Origin of the sequence: Mycobacterium sp. smrl_JER01, from assembly GCF_048513595.2 — a bacterium.
Taxonomy (GTDB): domain Bacteria; phylum Actinomycetota; class Actinomycetes; order Mycobacteriales; family Mycobacteriaceae; genus Mycobacterium.
Genome location: NZ_JBLXXK020000001.1, coordinates 386587 through 406774, shown reverse-complemented (window position 1 = coordinate 406774; position 20188 = coordinate 386587). Strand labels below are relative to the sequence as shown.

At 69.9% G+C, this 20188-nt stretch carries 16 protein-coding genes; 3 read left to right on the top strand and 13 right to left on the bottom strand.

The genetic code is table 11. The features are described from left to right. The first annotated feature begins 33 nt into the window (after nt 1-33). Together ACNUDN_RS01945 and ACNUDN_RS01940 are read left to right on the top strand one after the other, a co-directional pair. A complete protein-coding gene (locus tag ACNUDN_RS01945; RefSeq protein ID WP_419120374.1) occupies nt 34-2052 on the top strand; it encodes a heavy metal translocating P-type ATPase in 2019 nt (672 codons plus the stop codon). A 9-nt stretch (nt 2053-2061) separates the two neighbouring features. Continuing rightward, nucleotides 2062-3267, top strand: a complete 1206-nt coding sequence (locus tag ACNUDN_RS01940; protein ID WP_419120373.1) for an alpha/beta hydrolase family protein — start codon at nt 2062-2064, stop codon at nt 3265-3267. Here ACNUDN_RS01940 and eccE read toward each other — a convergent pair. The 12 genes from eccE to ACNUDN_RS01880 all read right to left on the bottom strand — a co-directional run bounded on the left by eccE (nt 3254) and on the right by ACNUDN_RS01880 (nt 18835). Continuing rightward, nucleotides 3254-4132 (bottom strand): type VII secretion protein EccE, encoded by an 879-nt coding sequence (eccE, locus tag ACNUDN_RS01935; RefSeq protein WP_419120372.1) that lies wholly within the window; start codon nt 4130-4132, stop codon nt 3254-3256. The two genes, ACNUDN_RS01940 and eccE, sit on opposite strands and share 14 nt — an antisense overlap. Beyond that, on the bottom strand, nt 4132-5526 hold the full coding sequence (mycP, locus tag ACNUDN_RS01930; protein ID WP_419120371.1) for a type VII secretion-associated serine protease mycosin: 1395 nt from the start codon (nt 5524-5526) through the stop codon (nt 4132-4134). The genes eccE and mycP overlap by 1 nt, the downstream gene beginning before the upstream one ends. A 16-nt stretch (nt 5527-5542) precedes the next feature. Beyond that, nucleotides 5543-7015, bottom strand: a complete 1473-nt coding sequence (eccD, locus tag ACNUDN_RS01925; protein WP_419120370.1) for a type VII secretion integral membrane protein EccD — start codon at nt 7013-7015, stop codon at nt 5543-5545. Next, nucleotides 7003-7878 (bottom strand): ESX secretion-associated protein EspG, encoded by an 876-nt coding sequence (locus ACNUDN_RS01920; RefSeq protein ID WP_419120369.1) that lies wholly within the window; start codon nt 7876-7878, stop codon nt 7003-7005. Before ACNUDN_RS01920 ends, eccD begins: the two co-directional genes overlap by 13 nt. Before the next feature lie 9 nt (nt 7879-7887). Beyond that, nucleotides 7888-8175 (bottom strand): WXG100 family type VII secretion target, encoded by a 288-nt coding sequence (locus tag ACNUDN_RS01915; protein ID WP_419120368.1) that lies wholly within the window; start codon nt 8173-8175, stop codon nt 7888-7890. 36 nt (nt 8176-8211) lie between these two features. Further along, on the bottom strand, nt 8212-8505 hold the full coding sequence (locus tag ACNUDN_RS01910; protein ID WP_419120367.1) for a type VII secretion protein EsxS: 294 nt from the start codon (nt 8503-8505) through the stop codon (nt 8212-8214). Beyond that, complete coding sequence (locus ACNUDN_RS01905) at nt 8502-10091, bottom strand: PPE family protein (protein WP_419120366.1); 1590 nt, start codon at nt 10089-10091, stop codon at nt 8502-8504. Before ACNUDN_RS01905 ends, ACNUDN_RS01910 begins: the two co-directional genes overlap by 4 nt. Nucleotides 10092-10093: 2 nt before the next feature. Next, nucleotides 10094-10402: a PE family protein gene (locus ACNUDN_RS01900; RefSeq protein ID WP_419120365.1), complete on the bottom strand. Its 309-nt coding sequence runs from the start codon at nt 10400-10402 to the stop codon at nt 10094-10096. Next, nucleotides 10402-14400 (bottom strand): type VII secretion protein EccCa, encoded by a 3999-nt coding sequence (gene eccCa / locus ACNUDN_RS01895; protein ID WP_419120364.1) that lies wholly within the window; start codon nt 14398-14400, stop codon nt 10402-10404. The genes ACNUDN_RS01900 and eccCa overlap by 1 nt, the downstream gene beginning before the upstream one ends. Then, a complete protein-coding gene (eccB, locus tag ACNUDN_RS01890) occupies nt 14397-15941 on the bottom strand; it encodes a type VII secretion protein EccB (RefSeq protein ID WP_419120363.1) in 1545 nt (514 codons plus the stop codon). Before eccB ends, eccCa begins: the two co-directional genes overlap by 4 nt. Continuing rightward, the gene (gene eccA, locus ACNUDN_RS01885) at nt 15938-17809 is read right to left on the bottom strand and encodes a type VII secretion AAA-ATPase EccA (protein WP_419120362.1); all 1872 of its coding nucleotides are present in this window, start codon (nt 17807-17809) and stop codon (nt 15938-15940) included. The genes eccB and eccA overlap by 4 nt, the downstream gene beginning before the upstream one ends. 165 nt (nt 17810-17974) lie before the next feature. Beyond that, entirely contained in the window at nt 17975-18835 is an 861-nt protein-coding gene (locus tag ACNUDN_RS01880; RefSeq protein ID WP_419124977.1) for an oxygenase MpaB family protein, read from the bottom strand. Nucleotides 18836-18928: 93 nt separating this feature from the next. On the opposite strand from ACNUDN_RS01880, the gene ACNUDN_RS01875 reads away from it, so the two are divergent. Beyond that, nucleotides 18929-19558, top strand: a complete 630-nt coding sequence (locus ACNUDN_RS01875) for a TetR/AcrR family transcriptional regulator (protein ID WP_419124976.1) — start codon at nt 18929-18931, stop codon at nt 19556-19558. Here ACNUDN_RS01875 and ACNUDN_RS01870 read toward each other — a convergent pair. After that, on the bottom strand, nt 19555-20130 hold the full coding sequence (locus ACNUDN_RS01870) for a VOC family protein (RefSeq protein WP_419120361.1): 576 nt from the start codon (nt 20128-20130) through the stop codon (nt 19555-19557). The two genes, ACNUDN_RS01875 and ACNUDN_RS01870, sit on opposite strands and share 4 nt — an antisense overlap. Nucleotides 20131-20188: the final 58 nt, after the last annotated feature.

Sequence of the window (20188 nt, the reverse complement as noted above, 5' to 3'; positions counted from 1 at the left end):
GAATATGCGCGTATATGCCGATAATGTGGCGGTATGTCTTGCGCCACCCACTGCCCGCCCGGGGACGCACCCGCGCCACCTCCACACCCCCATCCGGGGGTCGTGGCCCACGCCGGGCACGAACACGAGAACGAACAGCACACCGATGCCGGCGACCGAACACCGAGCCTGATCGCAGGCGCCCGGGGCCTGCCCGAGGTGCGCTGGGCGCTGACGGCGCTGATGTTGTTCGCCGCCGGCGGCGCCGCCCACCTGGCGGGCGCCCCGGACTGGCTGTTCTGGTCGCTCTACCTGGCCTGTTACCTCAGCGGCGGATGGCTCCCCGGACTGGAGGGGGCCAGAGCACTGCGCGGGGGCACCCTCGACGTCGACCTGCTGATGGTCGTCGCGGCGATCGGGGCCGCGGCCCTGGGGCAGGTTTTCGACGGGGCTCTCCTGATCGTCATCTTCGCCACATCGGGTGCGCTGGAGGCGGTCGCGACCCAGCGGACCGAGGACTCGGTGCGGCGACTGTTCGACCTCGCTCCCCCGACCGCGACCCGCCTGACCGCCGGCGGCGACGAGGAGTCGGTCGACAGCGCCAGTCTCGATGTCGGCGATGTGCTCATCGTCCGGCCCGGCGAGCGGATCGGTGGCGACGGCGTCGTGCTCGACGGTTCCGGTGAGGTCGACCAGGCCAGCATCACCGGCGAGTCCTCGCCGGTGATCAAGACCCCGGGCGATGGGGTGTTCGCCGGAACCGTGAACGGGACCGGTGCGCTGCGGGTTCGGGTGACCCGCCCGGCAGCCGACACCGTCATCGCCCGCATCTCTGCGATGGTCACCGAAGCCAGTGCCAGCAAGGCGCGCACCCAGCTGTTCATCGAGAAGGTGGAGCAACGCTATTCGGTGGGCATGGTCGTCGCCACTGTCGCGCTGTTCGCCATCCCGATGTTGCTCGGCGAATCGCTGCAGTCCGCACTGCTGCGCGCGATGACCTTCATGATCGTGGCCTCACCGTGTGCCCTGGTGCTGTCCACCATGCCTCCGATGCTGGCCGCGATCGCCAACGCCGGCAGGCACGGAGTGCTGGTCAAGTCCGCGGTGGTGCTGGAGAAACTGGCCACGGTGGACCGGGTGGCATTCGACAAGACCGGCACTCTGACCACAGGCACTCCGCAGGTGGTCGCGGTCCTGCCGGTGCCGGACTCGGGATGGTCGCATGCCGAGCTGCTCTCGGTGGCCGCCGCCGCAGAAGCGTCGTCCAGCCACCCGCTGGCCGGCGCCGTCGTCGGCGCGGCACGGGCCGCGGGGGTGCGGTCCCGGCACGCGACCGAGTTCTCCTCCGCAACCGGCCGGAGCGTGACCGCGACGGTGGACGGCCACGTCGTCGAGGTGGGCAGTCCGGTGCTGCTCGACGACTCGGCAGCGGCCCGCGCCACCGTCGAAGAGTTCGAGGATGCCGGCTACACCGCGGTCGTCGTCCGGATCGACGGCCGCAGCGCGGGGGTACTCGGTCTCGCCGACCGCGCGCGGCCGGAGGCGGCCGACGCCGTCACCGCACTCACCGAACTCACCGGTGTCCGACCGGTGCTGCTGACCGGTGACAACGCACGCGCGGCCACCCAGCTGGCCGACACGGTGGGCATCACCGACGTCGGGGCGGGCCTGCTACCTCAGGACAAGGCCGCCGCGGTGCGCGACCTCGAGGCCGGCGGCGCCCGGATGCTGCTCGTCGGCGACGGGATCAACGACGCCCCGGCGATGGCAACCGCCCACGTGTCGATCGCCATGGGGCGTACCGGCTCGGACCTGGCGCTCGACACCGCAGACGGCGTGATCACCCGTGACGACCTGTCCACGCTGCCCGCCGTGGTTGCGCTGGCCCGGCGCGCGCGACGGGTGGTGGTGGCCAATCTGACCATCGCCGCAACGTTCATCGTCGTCCTGGTCACCTGGGATCTGGTCGGACATCTGCCGCTCCCGTTGGGTGTGGCCGGGCATGAGGGATCGACCATCCTGGTGGGCCTCAACGGTCTGCGCCTGCTCAGAGAGCAGGCGTGGCGGCGCTGACCGGCTAGCATGCCCCACGTGGAGCCTGACAGCGTGCCCGCCGAGGCGTCGCCCATCCCGGTTCCGGACGTGCCCGGCGCCGATGCCACCGCACGCGGTCTGCCCAGACGGGTCGACCTGACGCTCAAGCAGCGCCTGATCGTCGACTCGTCGGCGGTCGCCGATCTGGCGCTGCGCACCTCCATCGCCTCGCTGCTGAGCGTGACGATGGTGCCGGGGGTGGCCGCCGCACTGCGCGGCTCGAACACCACGACCGAGCGCGAACACCTGAAGTTCTACGCCGAACTGGCGGCCGCCCAGGACCCGGCGCTGGCCTTCCCCACCCCGGCGTCGCCACCACGGGTGTCGTCGAGGCCGGCCGACCCGATTGCGGAATGGGTGGCCCGCGGCACCGTCCGCAACATCCGCTTCAACAGCAGCTTCCAGGCGGTCAACCCGGCCTTGCGGGACCAGTGCGCGGGTTTCGTCCGCAACAACGTGGTGCACGCCCAGCACTGGCGTCACGACGACGGGCCACGGCCCACGCTGTGCCTGATCCACGGCTTCATGGGATCGGCTTACCTGTTCAACGGGCTGTTCTTCTCGCTGCCCTGGTTCTACCGCAGCGGTTACGACGTGCTGCTCTACACGCTGCCGTTTCACGGGCGCCGCGCCGAGAGGTACTCCCCGTTCAGCGGACACGGTTACTTCGCGCACGGCATGGCCGGTTTCGCCGAAGCGATGGCGCAGGCGGTACACGACTTCCGCTCGATCATCGACTACCTCGAGTTCACCGGCGTGGACCGCATCGCGTTGACCGGAATGTCGCTGGGCGGATACACCGCCGCCCTGATCGCCAGTGTCGACGACCGGATCCAGGCGGTGATCCCGAACGTGCCGGTCGTCACCCCGGATCGTACGGTCGAGGAGTGGTTTCCCGCGAACAAGGTTGTCGCACTGCGTGATCGGATCGCACGAACCGATTCCGAACTGGTCGGCGGCGCCACCAGGTACTCGTCACCGCTGAACTACCGACCGCTGGTTCCCAAGGATCGCCGGCTGATCATCGCAGGGCTCGGCGACCGGCTGGCGCCCCCCGAGCAGGCCGAACTGCTGTGGCGGCACTGGGATCGCTGCACGTTCCATTGGTTTCCCGGCAACCATGTGCTGCACGTCAGCCAGCCCGACTACCTGCGCCGGATGACCCGCTTTCTCGGTGCGTTCATGTTCGACTGAGCGGAATCGGGGTCGCGGCGCCGAGCAGGCGCCGATGCGATCCGGGCGCGGAAGCGGCCAACGCTGCTGCGTGGCGTCCGTGCTCGGGGGTCAGCCCGGCCAGCGGGGCCCGGGCACCCGGTCGTTGCGAGGTGCGCAGCACGCACACTGCCGCGAGCGCGGGCCGGGTTCTGCTGCCGGTGAATTCGACGACCGTCCAGGTCTCGGCGGCGTCGGCGGCGCGCACCGCAGACAGCGTCTCGTCGAGTCGCTCGTCGACGGTGATCCGGTAGGCCACCAGGAAGCCCTGGCCGTCGTCGACACCACGCCATCGCTCGGTGGCCGAGGCGGACACCGGGGCGTCCGGGGTGTCGTCGACCACCACCTCCCAGCCGGCTTCCCGGAGATGGTCGGCAAGCCGGCGGCCGGCCAGTTCAGCGGTGTCCCGCAACGGGATCCGGGCCGACCGGGCGGACAGCGCCGCGACGTTGTCGGCCGCGCCGAGGGTCAGACCCACCCAGGTGACACCGGTACCGGCCACGTCGCGGCTGGTGATGCGAACCTTGTCGAAGCTGATGCCGTAACGGTCCAGGTAGCCGGCCGCCAGATCCAGCGGCAACTCCGCGGTCATCCTCGGTTCGATGCGCAGGGTGACGGTGGCGTACTCGTCGGACGTGCCCGGCGTGCGGATCCTGCCGCGGCGCAACAGCATTGCCAGCCGGCGTCCTACCACGGTGGTCAGGAATGCGCCGCGCCAGCGCGCGAACAGCACGATCACCACCGCGACGGAAACACCGAGCAGCCACCTGTCGGGCACCGACTGCCACGGGTATGCCATCGCCGCGGCAACGGCGAACAATGCGGCCAGGGTGAGCCGGACGGTCATCACGATGTCTCCTTACGTTTGCCCCGCACCACGCCTGCGGCCAGCACGATGAGTGCCAGCAGACCGACCCCGGTGAACGCGACGGCCCGCGGCACCGGATCCCTGGGCGGGGCGGCGGGCGGGGCGGCAACCGCTTCGGTGATCGAACCCGGTGAGCGCGGGCCGATCTGTTCGGCGGATGGGATATTCCACGTCAGCGCTGCGACCGGGTCGATACGGCCGGCGCCCACCAGGTTCGACGGCGATCGGGCCGCCGATCGCGCGGTACCGGTGAGACGCTCGACGACCTGCCCGGCGGTCAGGTCCGGAAACCTGCTGCGCACCAAGGCCGCGACACCTGCCACGTACGCCGTCGCATATGCGGTGCCCCGGATCGGGTCGAATTCGTCCTGGTTGTTCGGCATACCGTTGGCCAGCCCGCCGGCCGCGTCGTTGCTCACCGACGCGATGGCCTCTCCGGGGGCGGCGGTCCCGACCCAGGGCCCGGCCATGGTGAACGACGACGGCGTGCCGTCGGCGCGCAGGGAGCCGACCGACAGCACGAAGTCGTGCCACCACGCCGGAATTGACACCGCGCCCACCCCGGACCAGTTGCGCGGATCCGAGGGTGTCGCCGGATCGGACAACGGATTCGAGCCGCATCCGGTCGCGGAGGTGCCCCCGCCGTCACCCGCGGCCGCGACGATCACCACGTCCTTCTCCACCGCGGCGTAGCGCAGTGCTGCCCCGAGTTCGGTCTGGTCGAAGTTCTTGCCGGCCGGCACACAGGTCACCGCGGAGACGGCGATCACCCGGGCGCCCAGGTCCGCGGCACGCACGATCGCGCGCGCCATCGCCTGCGTTTCGAGGTTTGCGCGGGTCAGAGCGGGGTCCTCCCCGCCGGCGCTCGGCGCGTAGCGGGCCGATGCCACCCGGATCGCCAGGATCCGGGCTGCCGGCGCCACCCCCGAGAAGCCGTCGGTCGCAGGCTTTCCGGCGATGAGCCCGGCGACCAGGGTGCCCTGACCGTCGCAGTCGGTCAGCCCGTCGCCCGATGCGACGTAGTCGCCACCGGCGTCGACGTCGGGAAGCCGCGGACCCGGTGTGACCCCGCTGTCGAGCACCGCGACCGTCTGACCCTCACCCCGGCTGTAGGTCCAGGCCTCGTCCAGGTTGAGCGCCAGCTGATTCGGGTTGACCGCCCCCGGGTCGGTCCCGGGGAGCACGGCGCTCTCCACACACGGATTACGCTGACTCATGGCGCCGACCGGACCGGCGCTGCCGCTCGGCGGGGGCACGGCCGGATCCAGCTCAGGGGGTGCTATCGCGGCCGCGGGCGAGGCACCGGCCGCCAGCACGGTGGCGGTCACCGCTGTCAACGCACCCACGCGCCGGATCACCGTTCGATGGATCATTGCTGCGGAATCACTCTCAGAATCCGTTCAGTGCCCAGGCGAAAAGCCCTACCAGGTAGGCCATCACCGGGATCACCGAGGCGTCTACCGCCGCGGCGGCGAAACCGAGCAGCCGGCGCATGGGCAGCGAATACGTCTGCGGTTCGGCGATGCGTGGGTTCAGGGCGGCCACCACCCACGCTGCGGCCAGCACCACCATCGCCCCCAGCGCCCACCAGGCCGCGGTGTAGCGGCCCGACACCGCGAAGATGCCCAGCAGCGCGACGGCGACCAGGAACGGCTGGCCGAGCAGCCACGCCTTGCAGGACGCGGAATCCCAGACCCGCGCCCGCAATACGGCGCCGAGAGCGCTGGCCCCCACCAGGAACCACGCCCACGGCGACGCACTGCCGTCGCCTCCGAGACCGGGCCACACCACGAACACCGAACCCGCCGCCGCGAGCAGCACCCCGGCGGCGATGAAACCCGTCTGATGCGCGTCGCTCACCCGGATACGACGGGGCAGGTCGGCGAGCACCCGCAGCGGCGGTGCCGACGGGGTGGGGTCCCCGGGCGCGGGAATCACCGGCACCGGCAGGCGGGCGCACATCGCGGACAACTGCGCGGCCTGCACCGTGACGAACAACGCCACCAGGATCAGCAGGCAACCGATGTGCACCGGCGTCAGCGTCCACAGCGCCGCTGCCGCGGAGACCAGCAGCACGCCCAGCGCGGAGGCGGCCGCAGTGGTGAACAGTGCGACCGCACGCTCCCCGACGGTGATGCTGATGACCGACCAGGCCGCCACCCCGGCTGCGCCCAGCACGATGTTGGACGCGCCGAAGGCCCCCGGCACGGCGAGGGCGAAGGCCGCTGCCACCGACGGCAGCGCAGCGGCGGCCAGCACGGTGGCCAGTCGCGGCGAGCGGGCGCGGGCCACCAGCGCACCCAGCACCGCCCCGATGGCCACTGCGCTGACCGCGAACAGGCCGACCAACGAGTCGGTGAACACCCGGTGCGCCACAGCCAGACCGGTGGCCACCAGCAGCACCGCGATCACCGCAGCGGTCGCTCCGCGTCGGATGTGGGCTGACCCCCAGGGCTTTTCACGGGAGGTGGAGAAGATCATCGCGGCGTCGGCGATGTCCTCGACGATCCGGGGTGCGGGCGGACCCGCCGGCACCGGCTGCAGCGCCAGCAGATCGCCGTCGACCACACCGACGGTGTTCAAGGTGGCGTCCAGACTGAACGGTGCACCGCCGATCGGTGCGAGGCTGAGCTGCTGGGCAGCACCGGACGAGTCGTCGCCCGGCGCCACGATGCGCTGCACCGCGGGAATGATCTCGCGCAGCGCGAGTGCGGCGGGCAACGCGATCTCGGTGATGCGACCGGGCTGCTCGCCGCTGTCGTCGTCGCCGAGCGCGGCGGTCAGTACGGCGACGCGGACGATCGGTATGGCGACGCCGGCGGCGCCGACGGCGGTCGCGGTGTTCGGATCTAACGGTGGCATATCTCTTCTCTCCGGCTTCTGGTGTCGACCGTGCGGTCCTCGAAGTCTCTGGTGACGGCCTGGTCCGGGAACCACGGCCCGTCCGGCAATGCTCCGGTCAGCCGCTCCACCGCGGCGGCCACGGCGAACGGCGTGCCCGGCGCGAAGGTCGAGATCCATTCGCCGTCGGGGGCCCGGGTCGGGCTGACGAGCACCCGCCCGGCCGTCGTGTCGACAATGCTGACCCCCACGTCGGTGCTCAGGCGGTGTCCGTCCCGGTGCTGGCCGGCCACGATCTCGACGTAGCTGCGGGACTCCTCGAACGCGGCCACCACCACAGGGCGCGCGGACGGGGGGACACCGAGGTAGTCGAGCAGCTCACCGACCGGGGTGCCACGGCGGATCTGGTCGTCGGCGCGGGCACCGACCCGAGCGGGCAACGAGAACTCGGGGAACTGCGCGGGCGCCCGGCCGGAGAGCCCGGCGGTCAGCACCGGCACCAGTGCCTGCGGATGATCGAGCTGCATCTCGGTCAGCGTGACCAGACCTGCGCTGCGCATCGCGACGACCGTCCGCGACCCATCCCGGGCGATGATGCCGCGCAGCATAGCCCCGCGGGTGCCGACGAATCTCAGCTCCAGCCACTGCAGCGGTCGGCATACCAACCGAATCCACCGTGCCACCGCAGGATTCACGGTGCGGTCGGCACTCATCACACCCAGATCCATCAGTCGCTGCAGCTGCTCATCTTCGAACCGGGCCCGCTGTGAGTGCTCACTGTAGGGCGGGGTGATCGCCAGCACCCAGGGGAAGGTGCCGGCACCGAGAATGTCCGCCAGGAACCAGGCCGTCTCGGCGTTCAGTTCGACGGCATCAGCGCGCACGGGTACCGATCAGCCCCACTTGGCGCCTTCGGCCTGATCGCGCGCGGCCATCGAGGTGGTGTTCATCTCGTGGGTACTGGCCATCGCGCGATAGGCCCGGACCAGCTCCTCCATGGCGGCGTTCCACTGCGCCTGCCAGGCCTGGTACGTCATACCGGTATCGCCCTGCCAGGCACTCTGCAGCGCGGTCTGTTCGCCGGCGATATCGGCACCCACGGCGTGCAGCGCTCCGGCGTAGCCGTTCATCTCGCCGGCGTGCGCGAGCATCGCCGGGTAGTTGTACATGATCTGCGACATTGCGGTCTCTTCTCCTGTGGTGGTCGGCGGACGGGGTCAGATTGCGGTGTAATTGCTTGCCGCAGCGGCATCTTCGGCGACATAGGAGCCCGCGGCGTCACCGATGTTGGCCTGCGCCAGATCCAGCAGGGCGTTGATCTTCGCCGAGGCCTCCACGAAGCGGGCGTGCGCGGCCTGGAACGCGGCCGAGGACTCTCCCATGTGGAAGGCCTGAGCGGACTGCGCTGCCTGTTCGGCCTGGGCGATGGTGCTGCGCATCAGACCTGCCTTCGCGCCGAAAGCGGCCTCCGACGCGACCAGTTGCGGGATGTGAGCGTCCAGCATGCTCATGGTTGTTCCTTTCCATCGGGGTGTCCATCGGGGTGGTCGTGATGATCATCGGGCTCGGTGTCGGCGTCCCAGCCGGTAGGCAGCATCGGGGCTTTCGGTCCGCCCCCGAACGCGTCGCCGGACAGCGCGGTCAGCCCCGCGGCTCGTTCGGTCTCCCTGGACACGGTGCCGGCGAAGCCCATCGGACCCGCTCCCCGTCCGGTGGCGGTGATCCGCGGCTCCCGGGGTGCCGGCGGTTCGTCGTCGGGTTCGGGCTCGTAGTCGGCGTACGCATCGGCGTAGGCGCGGCCGGTGATCTCGTCCTTCTGCCGGCGCCTGCGCTTGCGCCGCTCGGCAGCCGAGGCCGCCACGCCGGCCGCCGCGGCCGGGATGCCCGCGGCCGGAGCCTTGGCACTGCTGGAATCACGCACTGTCGGCGAGAAACCCGTGCCGGGGTCCCGGCCGGCCACGGCGTACGGCACAAACGGGGCGGCGGCGGTCGCGGGAGCACCGGGAGCCGGTGCGGTTCCGGTGGTGACGGTGCTGACCGTCGCCGCCACGCTGCTCGGTGGTGGAGGTGCGGAGATCGCGACCGCGGGACCGGGCTGGTCGGCGCGGGTGGGAGCGGGCGCCGGCGATGCTGCGGGCTCCTCGGCGGGGGTGTCTTCGGCGGGGGCCGGCAGGTTCTCCAGCAGGTACGCACCGACCCCGAGCACGATCGCGAGCGTGGTCGCCAACAGCGGCAGCAAGAGCAGTGACGGATACAGGATCGACGCTCCGACCCACGAGATCGCCTGATAGGCCACGGCCGACAGGAACGGCCCCCAGACGATCAGCGCCTGCGCCGGGTTGGTCAGGAAGTCGGTGATGAGCCTGATCGTGTTGCCCAGCGGATCGCGCAGGAAGTCGAAGATCGGCTCGAACAGGGTTCTCAGCAGCTCACCGTAGGCCCGGATCAGGTCGGCGATGATGTTCGACAGGTCCAGGGCAGAGCCGGCCTCGGCGGCCTGGACCTGGGCGGCGGATGCGGTGGCGTCGGCGGCGGCCCGCCCTGCCTCCCCCACCCCGGGCGTCAGCACGAACGGTGCCGGCGTCGCGGCGGGGCTCGCGGCCAGCGCGGCACCGGAGACGGCCTGGTAGGTCGCCATCGTGGTCGCCGCCTGGATCCACATCCGGACGTAGTCGGCCTCGTTGAGCGCGATCGGGATGGTGTTGATGCCCAGGAAATTGGTGGAAACCAGCACGGCGTGGGTGGTGTGGTTGAGCGCCAGTTCGGGCAGCGTCGGCATGGTCGCCAACGCGGTGGCGTACGCCGCTGCCGCGGTCTCGTGCTGCACCGCCGAGGCGGCACTGTTCGCACTCTGACGGGCCAGCCAGGCCAGGTAGGGGGTGTGCGCCGCGACATACTGCTCGGAGCTGGGACCCTCCCAGGCACCGCCCTGCACCCCGGCCAGAATGCCGGTGAGTTCTGCTGCCGCCGAGGCGTACTCGGCGCTCAGCGACTGCCAGGCCGCCGCCGCGGCGAGCAACGAACCCGGGCCGGGGCCGCTGCTGAGCAGCGTGGAATGCACCTCGGGTGGCAGCGCCATCCAGACCGGGGAGGACACCCTCAGCCCCGGGCGATCAGGTAGGCGGACGCGGCCATCGCGTCACCGCCGGCGTAGGACGCCGCCGACTCTGCGACCCCGAGACCGGACCGTCCGAGCTCCTCGACGCCGTGGGCGGCCACGGTCTGGTGCTCGGCCGCGGTGGCACTGAAACCTGCTGCGGTGTGCAGGGATACCGTATCCGCCGCCGGCGGGAGCACTGCGGTGACCACGGGCGCCGCGGCGGCGTGTGCCGCCGCCATACGGGCAGTGAGTGCCTCCACCGCCGCCGCGGCGGCGGTCAGGCCCTCAGGGACTACACGCAGGGTCATCAGCTGTATTCCTTTCCGCTGCGGCCGGATCGGGCGGCCGTGTCCTCGGCCAGTGGGTTGACGAGCTGGACGAACGTCGGGCTGTCGGTGTCGTCGAGCAGCATGGCCCGGCCGACCGGCAGCCGGGCGAAGCGGTGACCGCGGATCTTGCCGCTGTCCTGCGGGTTGCCCGACAGCAGCAATGTCATGGCCTGCAGATCGTTGAGGCGGCGCAGCAGCGGTGCGGTCATCACCGCGTGTGCCGACCCGGCTGCCCGTGCGGTGACGATCACGCGCAGACCCAGATCCGACGCCTGCGCCAACAATCCGATCAGCGCGGTCCACGGCCGCTGCCCGGCGAAGGGGCCGCTGACGGCGGGACCGTCGGGTATCTGGTCGACGTCGTCGATGATCAGGTAGTGCAGGTGGCTGCCCGCACCGTTGGAGCCGGCACGGAAGTCCCACCGGCTCAACTCCTGTGGGCTCAGACCCGCAGGCGGACGGCGTTTTTCGAGCAGCGCCGACAGCCCGAGCATCGCCGGGGTGATCCGGTCGATGTTCGGCGTGTACTCGTTGTCCGGGAAGAGGGGTTCGTCGACCAGTTGCAGGCGACGGTCGATCACGGTGAACGCGACCTGGTCGGGGCGTGAGTTCTCCCGGATCGTGCGGATCAGATGCCGCAGCAGGGTGGTCTTGCCGGTTTTCGCATCGCCGAACACCATCATCAGCGGGTTGTCGGTGAAATCGACGGTGACCGCGGCGAGGTCCTCTTCGCGCCGGCCGACGACCACTCGCTCCGGGGCGGGGTAAAGCGTCGGGAAGGCAGCCGGTGACAGGTCCTTCGGCAACAGCCGGACCGGCGGCGCACTCTGGTCCGGGTAACGGGCATTGAGTGCGGGGATGGACTCCGTTGCCGGAGCGGCGAACAGGAAGTGCTCGGCGGCCATGGTGAGGCCGCGCCCGGGTTGATCGGCGGGCACGCTCTCGGCGGGCCGGCGCAGGGCAGCGTCCTTGGCGACCACCCGCACATTGCTGTCCCGGGCGTCGTGCAGCCGCAGCTCCAGTCGAAGTCCGAGCCCGTCGCGCATCGCCAACGGCACCTCGAGCCAGTTCGGGGTGGTGATCACCACGTGGATGCCGTAGGACAACCCGGTGTTGACCAGCTCGGTCACCTTGGCCAGCAACGGGTTTCGTGCGTTGAAGGTGTCGGTGTTGTCCCGGCTGAACGCGTAGAGGTTGTCGATCAGCAGGAAGACCTCACCGTAGCCGTCCCGGTATCCGCCGCCGCCCGCGGTGGCGCTGTGCTGCTGACGGGCGCGCAGCAGTTGCTCCAGCTCCCCGAAGGTACGCCGGATGCGCTCGGGCTCCAGCGGGGAGGCCACGCTGCCGACGTGGGCCAGGCGCTCCAGTTCTCGCAGCCGGCCGCCGCCGTAATCCAAGCAGTAGAAGGACACGTCGCCCGGCGCGTGCAGGGCTGCTGCCGACAGCACGAATGTCTGTAGCGCGCTGGACTTCCCGGACTTCGGGCCGCCGTGGATCACCACATTGGCGGCCGCCGAGGTGGCGTCGAAGACCAGCGGATCGCGGCGCATCTGGAACGGACGGTCGATCTCACCGAGCGGCCAGCGCCACTGCCGCGCATCGACTCCGGAGCGCTCGAGCACGTCGCGCAGCGGGATGGGATCGTCGAGCGGGGGCAACCACAACTGCGGCGCGCGCGGGCCGTAGTGGGCCAGTTGCTCACCGATCGTGGTGATCAACTTGCGCGGTGGCAGCACGTCGACATCGGCGCCATCGTCGACGATCACCGTGTCCGGTTCCGGATCGACCCACCCCGCGCTGAACAGCTGCGGCTTCGGGACGGCGTGCACCACGATGGACCGGTCCACCCGGGGTGGTTCGTAGATGCCGTCGACATAGGTGCTGCGGAACTTGATCGGCCGGGCCCCGGGGGCGGGCACCAGGAAGCCTTCCCCCTTGTGGTCCCGGCCGGACTCGATGTGGTAGGCGTCCTCGACACCGATGATCTGGCGGGACACGCTGGGGCTGGCCACTTTGAGGCCGATCCGGTACGAGGTGTTCTTGTCGATGTCCTTGATCCGACCGACGTCGAGCGTCTGAGATGCGAACAACAGGTGGATCCGGAACGACCGGCCTTTGCGGGCGACGTAATCGAAAAGTTCGGCATACTCCGGGTGTTCGGCCAACATCAGCGTGAATTCGTCGGCCACCACGAACAGCGTCGGTATCGGCGGCAGGTCCGCGGCCGCTCCGACGCCGGAAGCGCGGGCGTTCTCGTACTCGGTGACCGAATTGAACGCGCTGCCCTGGACCCAGCGGCCGCTCTCCTTGAGCAACTGCTCACGTCGGGCCACCTCGCCACGCAGTGTGTCGGCGAATCGGTCGGCCAGTGACCGCTTCTCGGCCATGTTGGAGATCACCGCGACCACCTGGGGGAAGTTGCGGAAGATATCGGCCCCCGCCTCACCCTTGAAGTCCGCGTAGATCACGATCAGCCGGTCCGCCGGGTGGGTTGTCAACAGCGACAACAGGATCGCCATCAGGGTCTGCGATTTGCCCGATCCGGTCATGCCGATCATCAGGCCGTGCGGGCCCATCCCGCCCTCGGCTTCGTCCTTGAGGTCGAAAATCAGCGGTTCTCCGGTCGCGGTCACCCCGATCGGCACCCGCAGTTCGTCGTCTCGGTTGCGGGGCGCCCACAACGCGGCGACGTCGAGCGCGGACGCATCCGCGATGCCGAGCAGCGTGGTGAACGCCGCGCCGCCCGTGCTGGCAGACCGGCCGTGGTGCGGGTTGGAATCCCACCGGGCGAGCCGCCGCGCGAGGTGCCGAACATCCTCGGATGCCATCCGGTCGGCGGTGTCGACGAACGGTGCCCAGCTCCCGTTCTGCCACCGCTCGATCCGTCCCGACGCCAGACGCAGCACCGGCCGTTCCGGATCCGCGTACTGATCGGGGTCGGGTTCGGAGTCGGTGCGGTGGATGACGGTCATGCCGGACAGGCCACGGCCGACGAACTGGCCGGGGTCGGCGGCGGGATCGTCGAGCACCACCAGCAGATGCCGGGTGTCCACGGGCCCGTCACCGGTGAACGGGCCCCGTCCGGCCAGCGCCGGGGCCAGCAGGCCTAGTAGGTCGTCGGGGTCGGCGGCCAGGTAGCGGGCCCGGCCCACCCCGTCCACTTGTCCGGGTACATCGGTGTGCGGCAACCACTTGAGCCAGGACCACGAATCGGTTTCCAGGCGGGCACCGGCGAACGCGACGCCGAGCACCGACGGGTCGTGCCAGGTCACTGCCTGCGCGATCCAGGCCCGGACCGCGCTGGTGAAGTCGGCCTCCGCACCGACCACGGTGATCCGGGCCACCTTGGTCAGGTCGATGCCTGCGGGGGCGTCGTGAACGGTGCGCTGGGTGTCGAGCAGGCTGCGCAAAGTGCTGTGCGACACCGGTTCCAGGTCGATCTCATCGGCGGTGTCCTTGACCCGCAGCGTGGTGGCCAGCGGTTGATCGTGCAGGCCGGTGCGCAGCACCAGGAAGTCGGGGTCGTGCGGATCGCGCTCCCACTGCCGCCGAGTGCCGGCCACCGCGCCGAGGGCGTCGGGCGCCGGGTGCGACCATTGCAGCGCGGCTCGCTGCTGGTCGGCGTGCGCACGCACGTTGTCGCGCACCACCGACAGGTACCGCAGGTAGTCGGCGCGCTCGGCGTCGACCTCCTCGGTTCGCATCTTGTTGTCGGTTCCCCGGTACAGCGCGGTCGCCGCGAGCAGCAGTACGAACGGGAAGAACAACATGGTCGGCGAGACCATCCGCAGACCGGTCGCCACGAGCGCGACGATCATACCGACGATGAGGATGACGATCAGATACGGCAGCGCACGCCGCAACAGCGACGGCGGCACCACCCGCGGCAGTTCCGGGGGCGGCTCGATGGTGACGGTGCCCCTGGGGACTGCCGGCGCGGGCACCCGCTTGCGGTGCTCGAAGATCAGCCTGCTCATGGTCCCTCCAACGCAGAGGTCGTCTCCACCCGGGCCGGTGCCGGGTTGGGGGCCAGCGAATCGTGGGCCAGCAGCGCGTCGGCCCGCGACAGGGTCGGCCCGGCGGCGAACTGGGACAGCACCGACCACGGGATCGGCAGCGGCGCGGTGGTGAGCCCGAGGGCGGCCACCGAATCCGTGCCGCCAGTACCGGTCTCGGGGCCGGTCTCGATGCCGTAGCGCACGCCGGTGTCGCTGATCCAGAACAACGATCCGCCGCTGTCGACGAAGTAGCCGCTACCCGGCGGGAGCGCCACCCGGTCCGCGGGTCCGCCCGGGACGCCGGAGCTGACCAGTTTCACGGTGTGCACGTCTTCGGCGATCGGCAGCATCGCGCCGGATCGCAGGGTCACCGAACTCTCCCGGGCGCCTTCGGGTTGCGCCCACGTCGAGCAGACGACCGGGCGGGCAGCGAGGTCGACGAGGGTGACCCGCTCACTCGGGTAGGCGGCCGAGTCCACGCCGGTGACCTGCGGGATCCGGGCCACCACGTCGGCGTCGAGCCGCGGCGGCTGGGCCAGCCCGTAGGAGTTGGTGTTGCGCAGGATCGCCGCCACCACCGGCGAGATCGGCTGCACACCGTCGGCGAGGACGACATAGTGCCGGAGGGCGGTGTCGGTGTCGTAGGAGACCACGACGGCGCCGACCGGAAGGGGTTCTGGCAGCGCGGCCGCCGACGGTTGGCCGGCGTCGGCGATCACCGGCGTGACCAGGGCCGGGGCCTCGGGGATGGCGTTGAACAAGCCATCCGAGATGGGTTGCGGCGCAGCAACGTCGGCACCGATGCCGAGGCCACTGGTGACCGCGCGGTCGGCGAGGTCGACCGCGCTGCGCTTGCCGTCCCACAGCAGCCAGGTCCGGCCGCCGTTCTCGACGAGCACGGCGGTCCCGGCGGGCAGCACCGCGGCCCGCTCACCGCCGTCGGCGGGCGCTCCGGCGATCAGCGTGACTCCGGTGGCTGCCCCGGTGGCGGCGTCGCACACCGTCCAGTAGGCGTCCCTGCTGGTGGTGGCAACCATGCGTTCCGGCGCACCGGGGATACCGATCATGTTGCCGCGGGCGAGCCTGTCCAGTTCACTGCTCTTGACCATCGTCGGATTGTCGGGCCGGCCGGTGATCAGACGAGCCGAGGCGAGGTTGAGCACCGGGTGCAGCTGCTCACCGAGACGGACGTAGAGCGCCGCGGTGTCACGGTCGGCGAGCACGGCGTCGGTACCGGCGGCACCTGACGGCCGGATCAGCGAGAACAGGAAGCAGCCGATCAGTCCGGTCACCAGGATCAGCGCGCCGACCAGCACGGAGCGGGACTGGGTGCGCAGCGGGTCCACCAGCATCCGGGTGTCGTGCAGGGCCACCCCGGATGCGATGCGGCGCATCACGAATCGCCACCCGGTGACCTGGTGCCGGGTGACGAACCCGCGCCGATAGTTGACCCGATCGGGGTTCTCGTTGTCGGGCGTGCGGGAGCTGAACGACCGCCGCTGCTCGTCGGGCGTGCTCACAGTTGTTCCGAAAGATGTTGGGGCATGGACAGACCCAGCCCGCGCAGCAGCGGACCGGCCGAATTGGCCACGTCGGTGGCGGTGATCGTCATCAGCTCGTCGTCGGTGAAGTCATCCGAATCCGAGTGGTCGAGCCGGTACTCGCGCTCCTCCTCGGAGCGCTCGACGAGGTTACGGACGAAGCGGCCGTTGCCGGCGATGTCGAGGCTGCGCCGATCCACTCCGGCGGCATCGGGTGTGGTGGCCTGCGCCAGATACTCGAAGAGCTGCTCCATGTTTCTGCGGGCCGCGTCCTCGAAGCGCGAGTCACGCTTCTCGGCCATCCGGGTAGCGATCTCGACGAGCTCCTTGCCTGAGTACGAGGGGAAGTCGATGCTTCGGGTGAATCGGGACCGCAGGCCCTCGTTGGTGTCGAGGAAGGTGTCGAGGTCTTTGCGGTATCCGGCGACGATGACGACCAGACGGTCGCGGTCGTTCTCCATCCGGGCCAGCAGCGTGTCGATGGCCACCAGTCCGAAGTCGTTTTTGGCACCGGTGGACACCAGGGCGTATGCCTCGTCGAGGAACAGCACTCCGTCGAGAGCGCTGTCGATGATGGCGTTCGTCTTGGCCTCGGTCTCACCGATGTGCTGACCGATCAGATCGGCCCGGTGCACCTCACGGACGGTCTCCTTCTTCAACAGGCCGAGACCGCAGTAGATCTTGGCGACCACGCGGGCGATGGTGGTCTTACCGGTTCCGGGCGGGCCGGCGAACACCAGGTGGTTGGTGCGCTGCGCCACGGCGAGCCCGCGCTCCTGGCGACGGATCGCCATGGCCACCGAGCTCTTCAGGCGTGCCACCTGGTACTTGACCTCGTCGAGGCCGATGAACTCGGCGAGTTCGGCTTCGGCCTCGATGAGCAGGTGGGCCTTGCGGTCCTTGGCGCCCGGGTCGACGAAATCGGCCTCGCCGGGCTCGGTCGCGGGATCCCACGGGTTGCTGCGTGCCTCGATGCGTGCCGCGGTCGTGGTCGGGATGCCGAAGCTGGTGTCCGACAGCGCCTCCTCGATCTGCGCGTTCTCCGGATTGGCGGCGTAGATCTCCTGCAGCAGCTCGGTGGCGTCGTCGTCCTCACCCTGGGCGCGCAGGCACAGCGCCTGGACCAGGGCGCCGTCCACGGCCGCGGCCGCCACGGGTCCCTCGGGCCGTTCCAGATGGGACAGTGCGGGCGCGAACATACCCAGCCGGGCCAGCGCGGTGCCGAGCGCCACCCGCGCGGCATGCGCGGGGGTCTCTGCGAGGGACCGGTCGGCCACCAGCGGGGTCAGCATTCGGACCACATCGGACCACCGCGCTGTCCGGTAGTGCAGCACCGCACGCACCCAGCGTGCCTCCCACCAGGCCGACCGGTGTTCGAGTAGCCCGGCGATGAGTTCGTCGGCTTCCTCGTAGCGGCCCGCGTCGCACAGCCGCACGGCGTAGGCCAGCGCGAAGTCGTCCCGGGTGGTCGCACGGAACTCCAGGTACAGCCCGGTGTCGTAGCCGAATCCCAGCGCATCGGGCGCCAGATCCACCTGCTGCTGCAGCACCCCGGCTGTTCCCGATGTTTGCCACACGGCTTCGATGACCTGCGGGGAGGTGGCGCCCGCGGCGGCCAGCCCGGTCCAGGCGTCGCACTGTTCGTGCGCGATGCGCGTCAGCGCGGCGAAGCCGCTTCGGGCCGCGGCCAGATCAGCAGGTCGCCGACGGTCGTGTACCGACAGGCCCAGCGCGCGGCAGCAGGTGGCGAACCTGCTGACGACATCCGGATCGACGCGCAGCGCCGACCCCGCGTCGACGCGCGTCGGTGCGCCCGCGCCCGCGATCGTGTCACTCCCAGATTCCATGAACTGTGTTCGCGGCGCGTGATCCGCGACGTGCCCGGATCCCGTCCCCCGCATCTCCTTGCGACGACTTATGTATGGCTAAGCTAACTTTTGCTGAAGTTAGCATCGCATAGCCTAAGTGTCGAGACGCACGCGGCGCTGGGTGCCCGTGAACCGGGTCACCGATCAGACCAGCGGGCGGCCGGTCCGCATGCGCCAGTCGAGGTCGGCGAGCAGGATGTTGAACGGGAACTCGCGGACACACCGTGGTGAGACGCGGTTGATCAAGCGCAGCGCCGTCATCAACCGGTCGAACCTGCGCTGGTGCAGCGGGTCCCAGGGCAGCCGCATTTCCTCACGGAAGCGCTGCGGCAGGAACCCGGTGGTGATCAGCAACGCCACCTTGTCCAGTTGACGTTGCAGCGGCCCCGGCAACGCAAAGCCGGGTAGCCGAGACGCCGCGATCGGATAGAGGAACTCCCGCACCGTGTCGTCGATGTGCACCTCATCGAGCGCTGCGTGCCAGTAGCGATCGAAGGCGGCGCGGTCCGGCGGCCACATGTCCTCGGGCACCTGCAACATCGTCGCCAGAGCGCGCCCCTGCAGATACAGCCGGTCTGCGCTGCGCTCGTCGAGCTCCCCGCCGAACAACCGGTGCACGTCGACGACACCCTGGTAGAGGCAGGCACCCACCCAGAGCTGCAATTCCTTGTCGAAGGCGTGGTAGGTCACCGGGCTGTCCTCGGTGGAGTACACCTGCGCATGCGCCCGGTTCACCGCGCGCCGGAAGGCCGCCTGCTGTTCGGGCGTGCCGTTGGTCGACACCGCCAGATAGGTGAACGTGGTGCGGGCCCGCTTGATCGGGTGGCGGTCGATGCGACCACTCTCGACCCGGCTCTCCACCACGCCGTACCCGACGCCCGGACGGGCCAGCTGCATGATCACGTTGGCCGGACCGGCGAGCAGGCCCAACCCGAGCATGCCCTCGTCTCGGGTGGAGCCCCGATCTTTGTCCTGAGCTGCCGACGCGCGGACCGGTTCGTCCAGAGTCACGAGCGGATCTCCTCTCGGCGGGCAGGACGGGGCAATTCTGCGAACGCCTGTTTCCTGATATTGCCCCTCACTGTGACGGGTGTCAATATGGGTTTCATGGGTCAGGTTCGTCCGTACCGCGGCGTCCAGGCGCCGCAGCGGGTCGCCGAACGCCGGAGGCGCCTCTTGGAAGCCGGTCTCGACCTGCTCGGTGGACAGTCGACTCCGGCGGATCTGACGGTGCGGGCCATCTGCACCCGGTCCGGGTTGGCCGCGCGCTACTTCTACGAGAGCTTCCCGGACAAGGACGCTTTCGTCGGGGCGGTCTTCGACTGGGTCGTCGCCGACATTGCGGCCACCACCCAGGCTGCCGTCGCCGCGGCACCGGCCCGCGAGCAGAGCCACCAGGGTATGGCCAACATCGTCGGCACCATCTCCGGCGACGCCCGGGTGGGCCGACTGCTGTTCAGCACCCGCCTGGACAACCCGGTGGTGGTCCGCAAGCGCGCCGAGTCCGGAGCGCTGTTCGCCTTGCTGTCCGGCCAACACGCCGGTACCGCGCTGCACCTGGAGGCCAACGAACGGATCCGGGCGGCCGGCCATTTTGTGGTCGGCGGGGTGGCCCAGACGTTGAGCGCGTGGCTGGCCGGCGATCTGGACTTCACCCCGCACCAACTGGCCGCGCAGCTGGGTGCGTTGATCGACCGACTGGGCGACCCCGCGCTGTACCGGGATTAACCGGAGATCGGCACCCGGCGGTCCGCGCCGGTCTTGGGCACCGTGGCCGCGTCAGCCTCCCCGAATTCCTTGGTCCAACAGGCGAATTCGAGGGTGATTCCGTCCGGGTCGAGGAAATAGAACGACCGCACGTACACCCCGGGATGCAGAGTTGCCGATACCTGTGCCGGGCTCTCATCGTGATTGAGGATCGGCCCGACACGCACCCCCTTGTCCTTGAGGCGCCGGCGGTACTCGTCGAACTTGTCGGCAGGCACGTGAAAAGCCAGGTGATTCATGGTGCTGACGGCGCTGACGATATCCCCGATGCCCGGAATGGCCTCCGGTGACGAGATTCCCGGAACGCGGTCCGGGGCGTCGGCGAACCAGAAGAACGCCACACAGTCACCGTTGCCCGCGTCGAAGAAAAAGTGCTGCCCCATGCCGCCGGGAAGATCGAGCGACTTGACCAGCGGCATCCCCAGCACGTTGCTGTAGAAGTCCACCGTGCGCTGCATGTCCGAGCACACCAGGGCTACGTGGTTGATGCCGCCGAGTTCGAATTCGGTGTTGCGATTGTTCGGCTTGATCACGTTCGCACCTTCCCTGACCGTCCGAGGCCTGGCCACGGAGCGAAACTGAATCTAACAT

Excerpts from the sequence above, each read along its gene's own strand:
- ACNUDN_RS01945 (WP_419120374.1), top strand. The coding sequence starts at position 34 with ATGTCTTGCGCCACCCACTGCCCGCCCGGGGACGCACCCGCGCCACCT.
- ACNUDN_RS01940 (WP_419120373.1), top strand. The coding sequence starts at position 2,062 with ATGCCCCACGTGGAGCCTGACAGCGTGCCCGCCGAGGCGTCGCCCATC.
- eccE (WP_419120372.1), bottom strand. The coding sequence starts at position 4,132 with ATGACCGTCCGGCTCACCCTGGCCGCATTGTTCGCCGTTGCCGCGGCG.
- mycP (WP_419120371.1), bottom strand. The coding sequence starts at position 5,526 with ATGATCCATCGAACGGTGATCCGGCGCGTGGGTGCGTTGACAGCGGTG.
- eccD (WP_419120370.1), bottom strand. The coding sequence starts at position 7,015 with ATGCCACCGTTAGATCCGAACACCGCGACCGCCGTCGGCGCCGCCGGC.
- ACNUDN_RS01915 (WP_419120368.1), bottom strand. The coding sequence starts at position 8,175 with ATGTCGCAGATCATGTACAACTACCCGGCGATGCTCGCGCACGCCGGC.
- ACNUDN_RS01910 (WP_419120367.1), bottom strand. The coding sequence starts at position 8,505 with ATGAGCATGCTGGACGCTCACATCCCGCAACTGGTCGCGTCGGAGGCC.
- ACNUDN_RS01900 (WP_419120365.1), bottom strand. The coding sequence starts at position 10,402 with ATGACCCTGCGTGTAGTCCCTGAGGGCCTGACCGCCGCCGCGGCGGCG.
- eccCa (WP_419120364.1), bottom strand. The coding sequence starts at position 14,400 with ATGAGCAGGCTGATCTTCGAGCACCGCAAGCGGGTGCCCGCGCCGGCA.
- eccA (WP_419120362.1), bottom strand. The coding sequence starts at position 17,809 with ATGGAATCTGGGAGTGACACGATCGCGGGCGCGGGCGCACCGACGCGC.
- ACNUDN_RS01875 (WP_419124976.1), top strand. The coding sequence starts at position 18,929 with ATGGGTTTCATGGGTCAGGTTCGTCCGTACCGCGGCGTCCAGGCGCCG.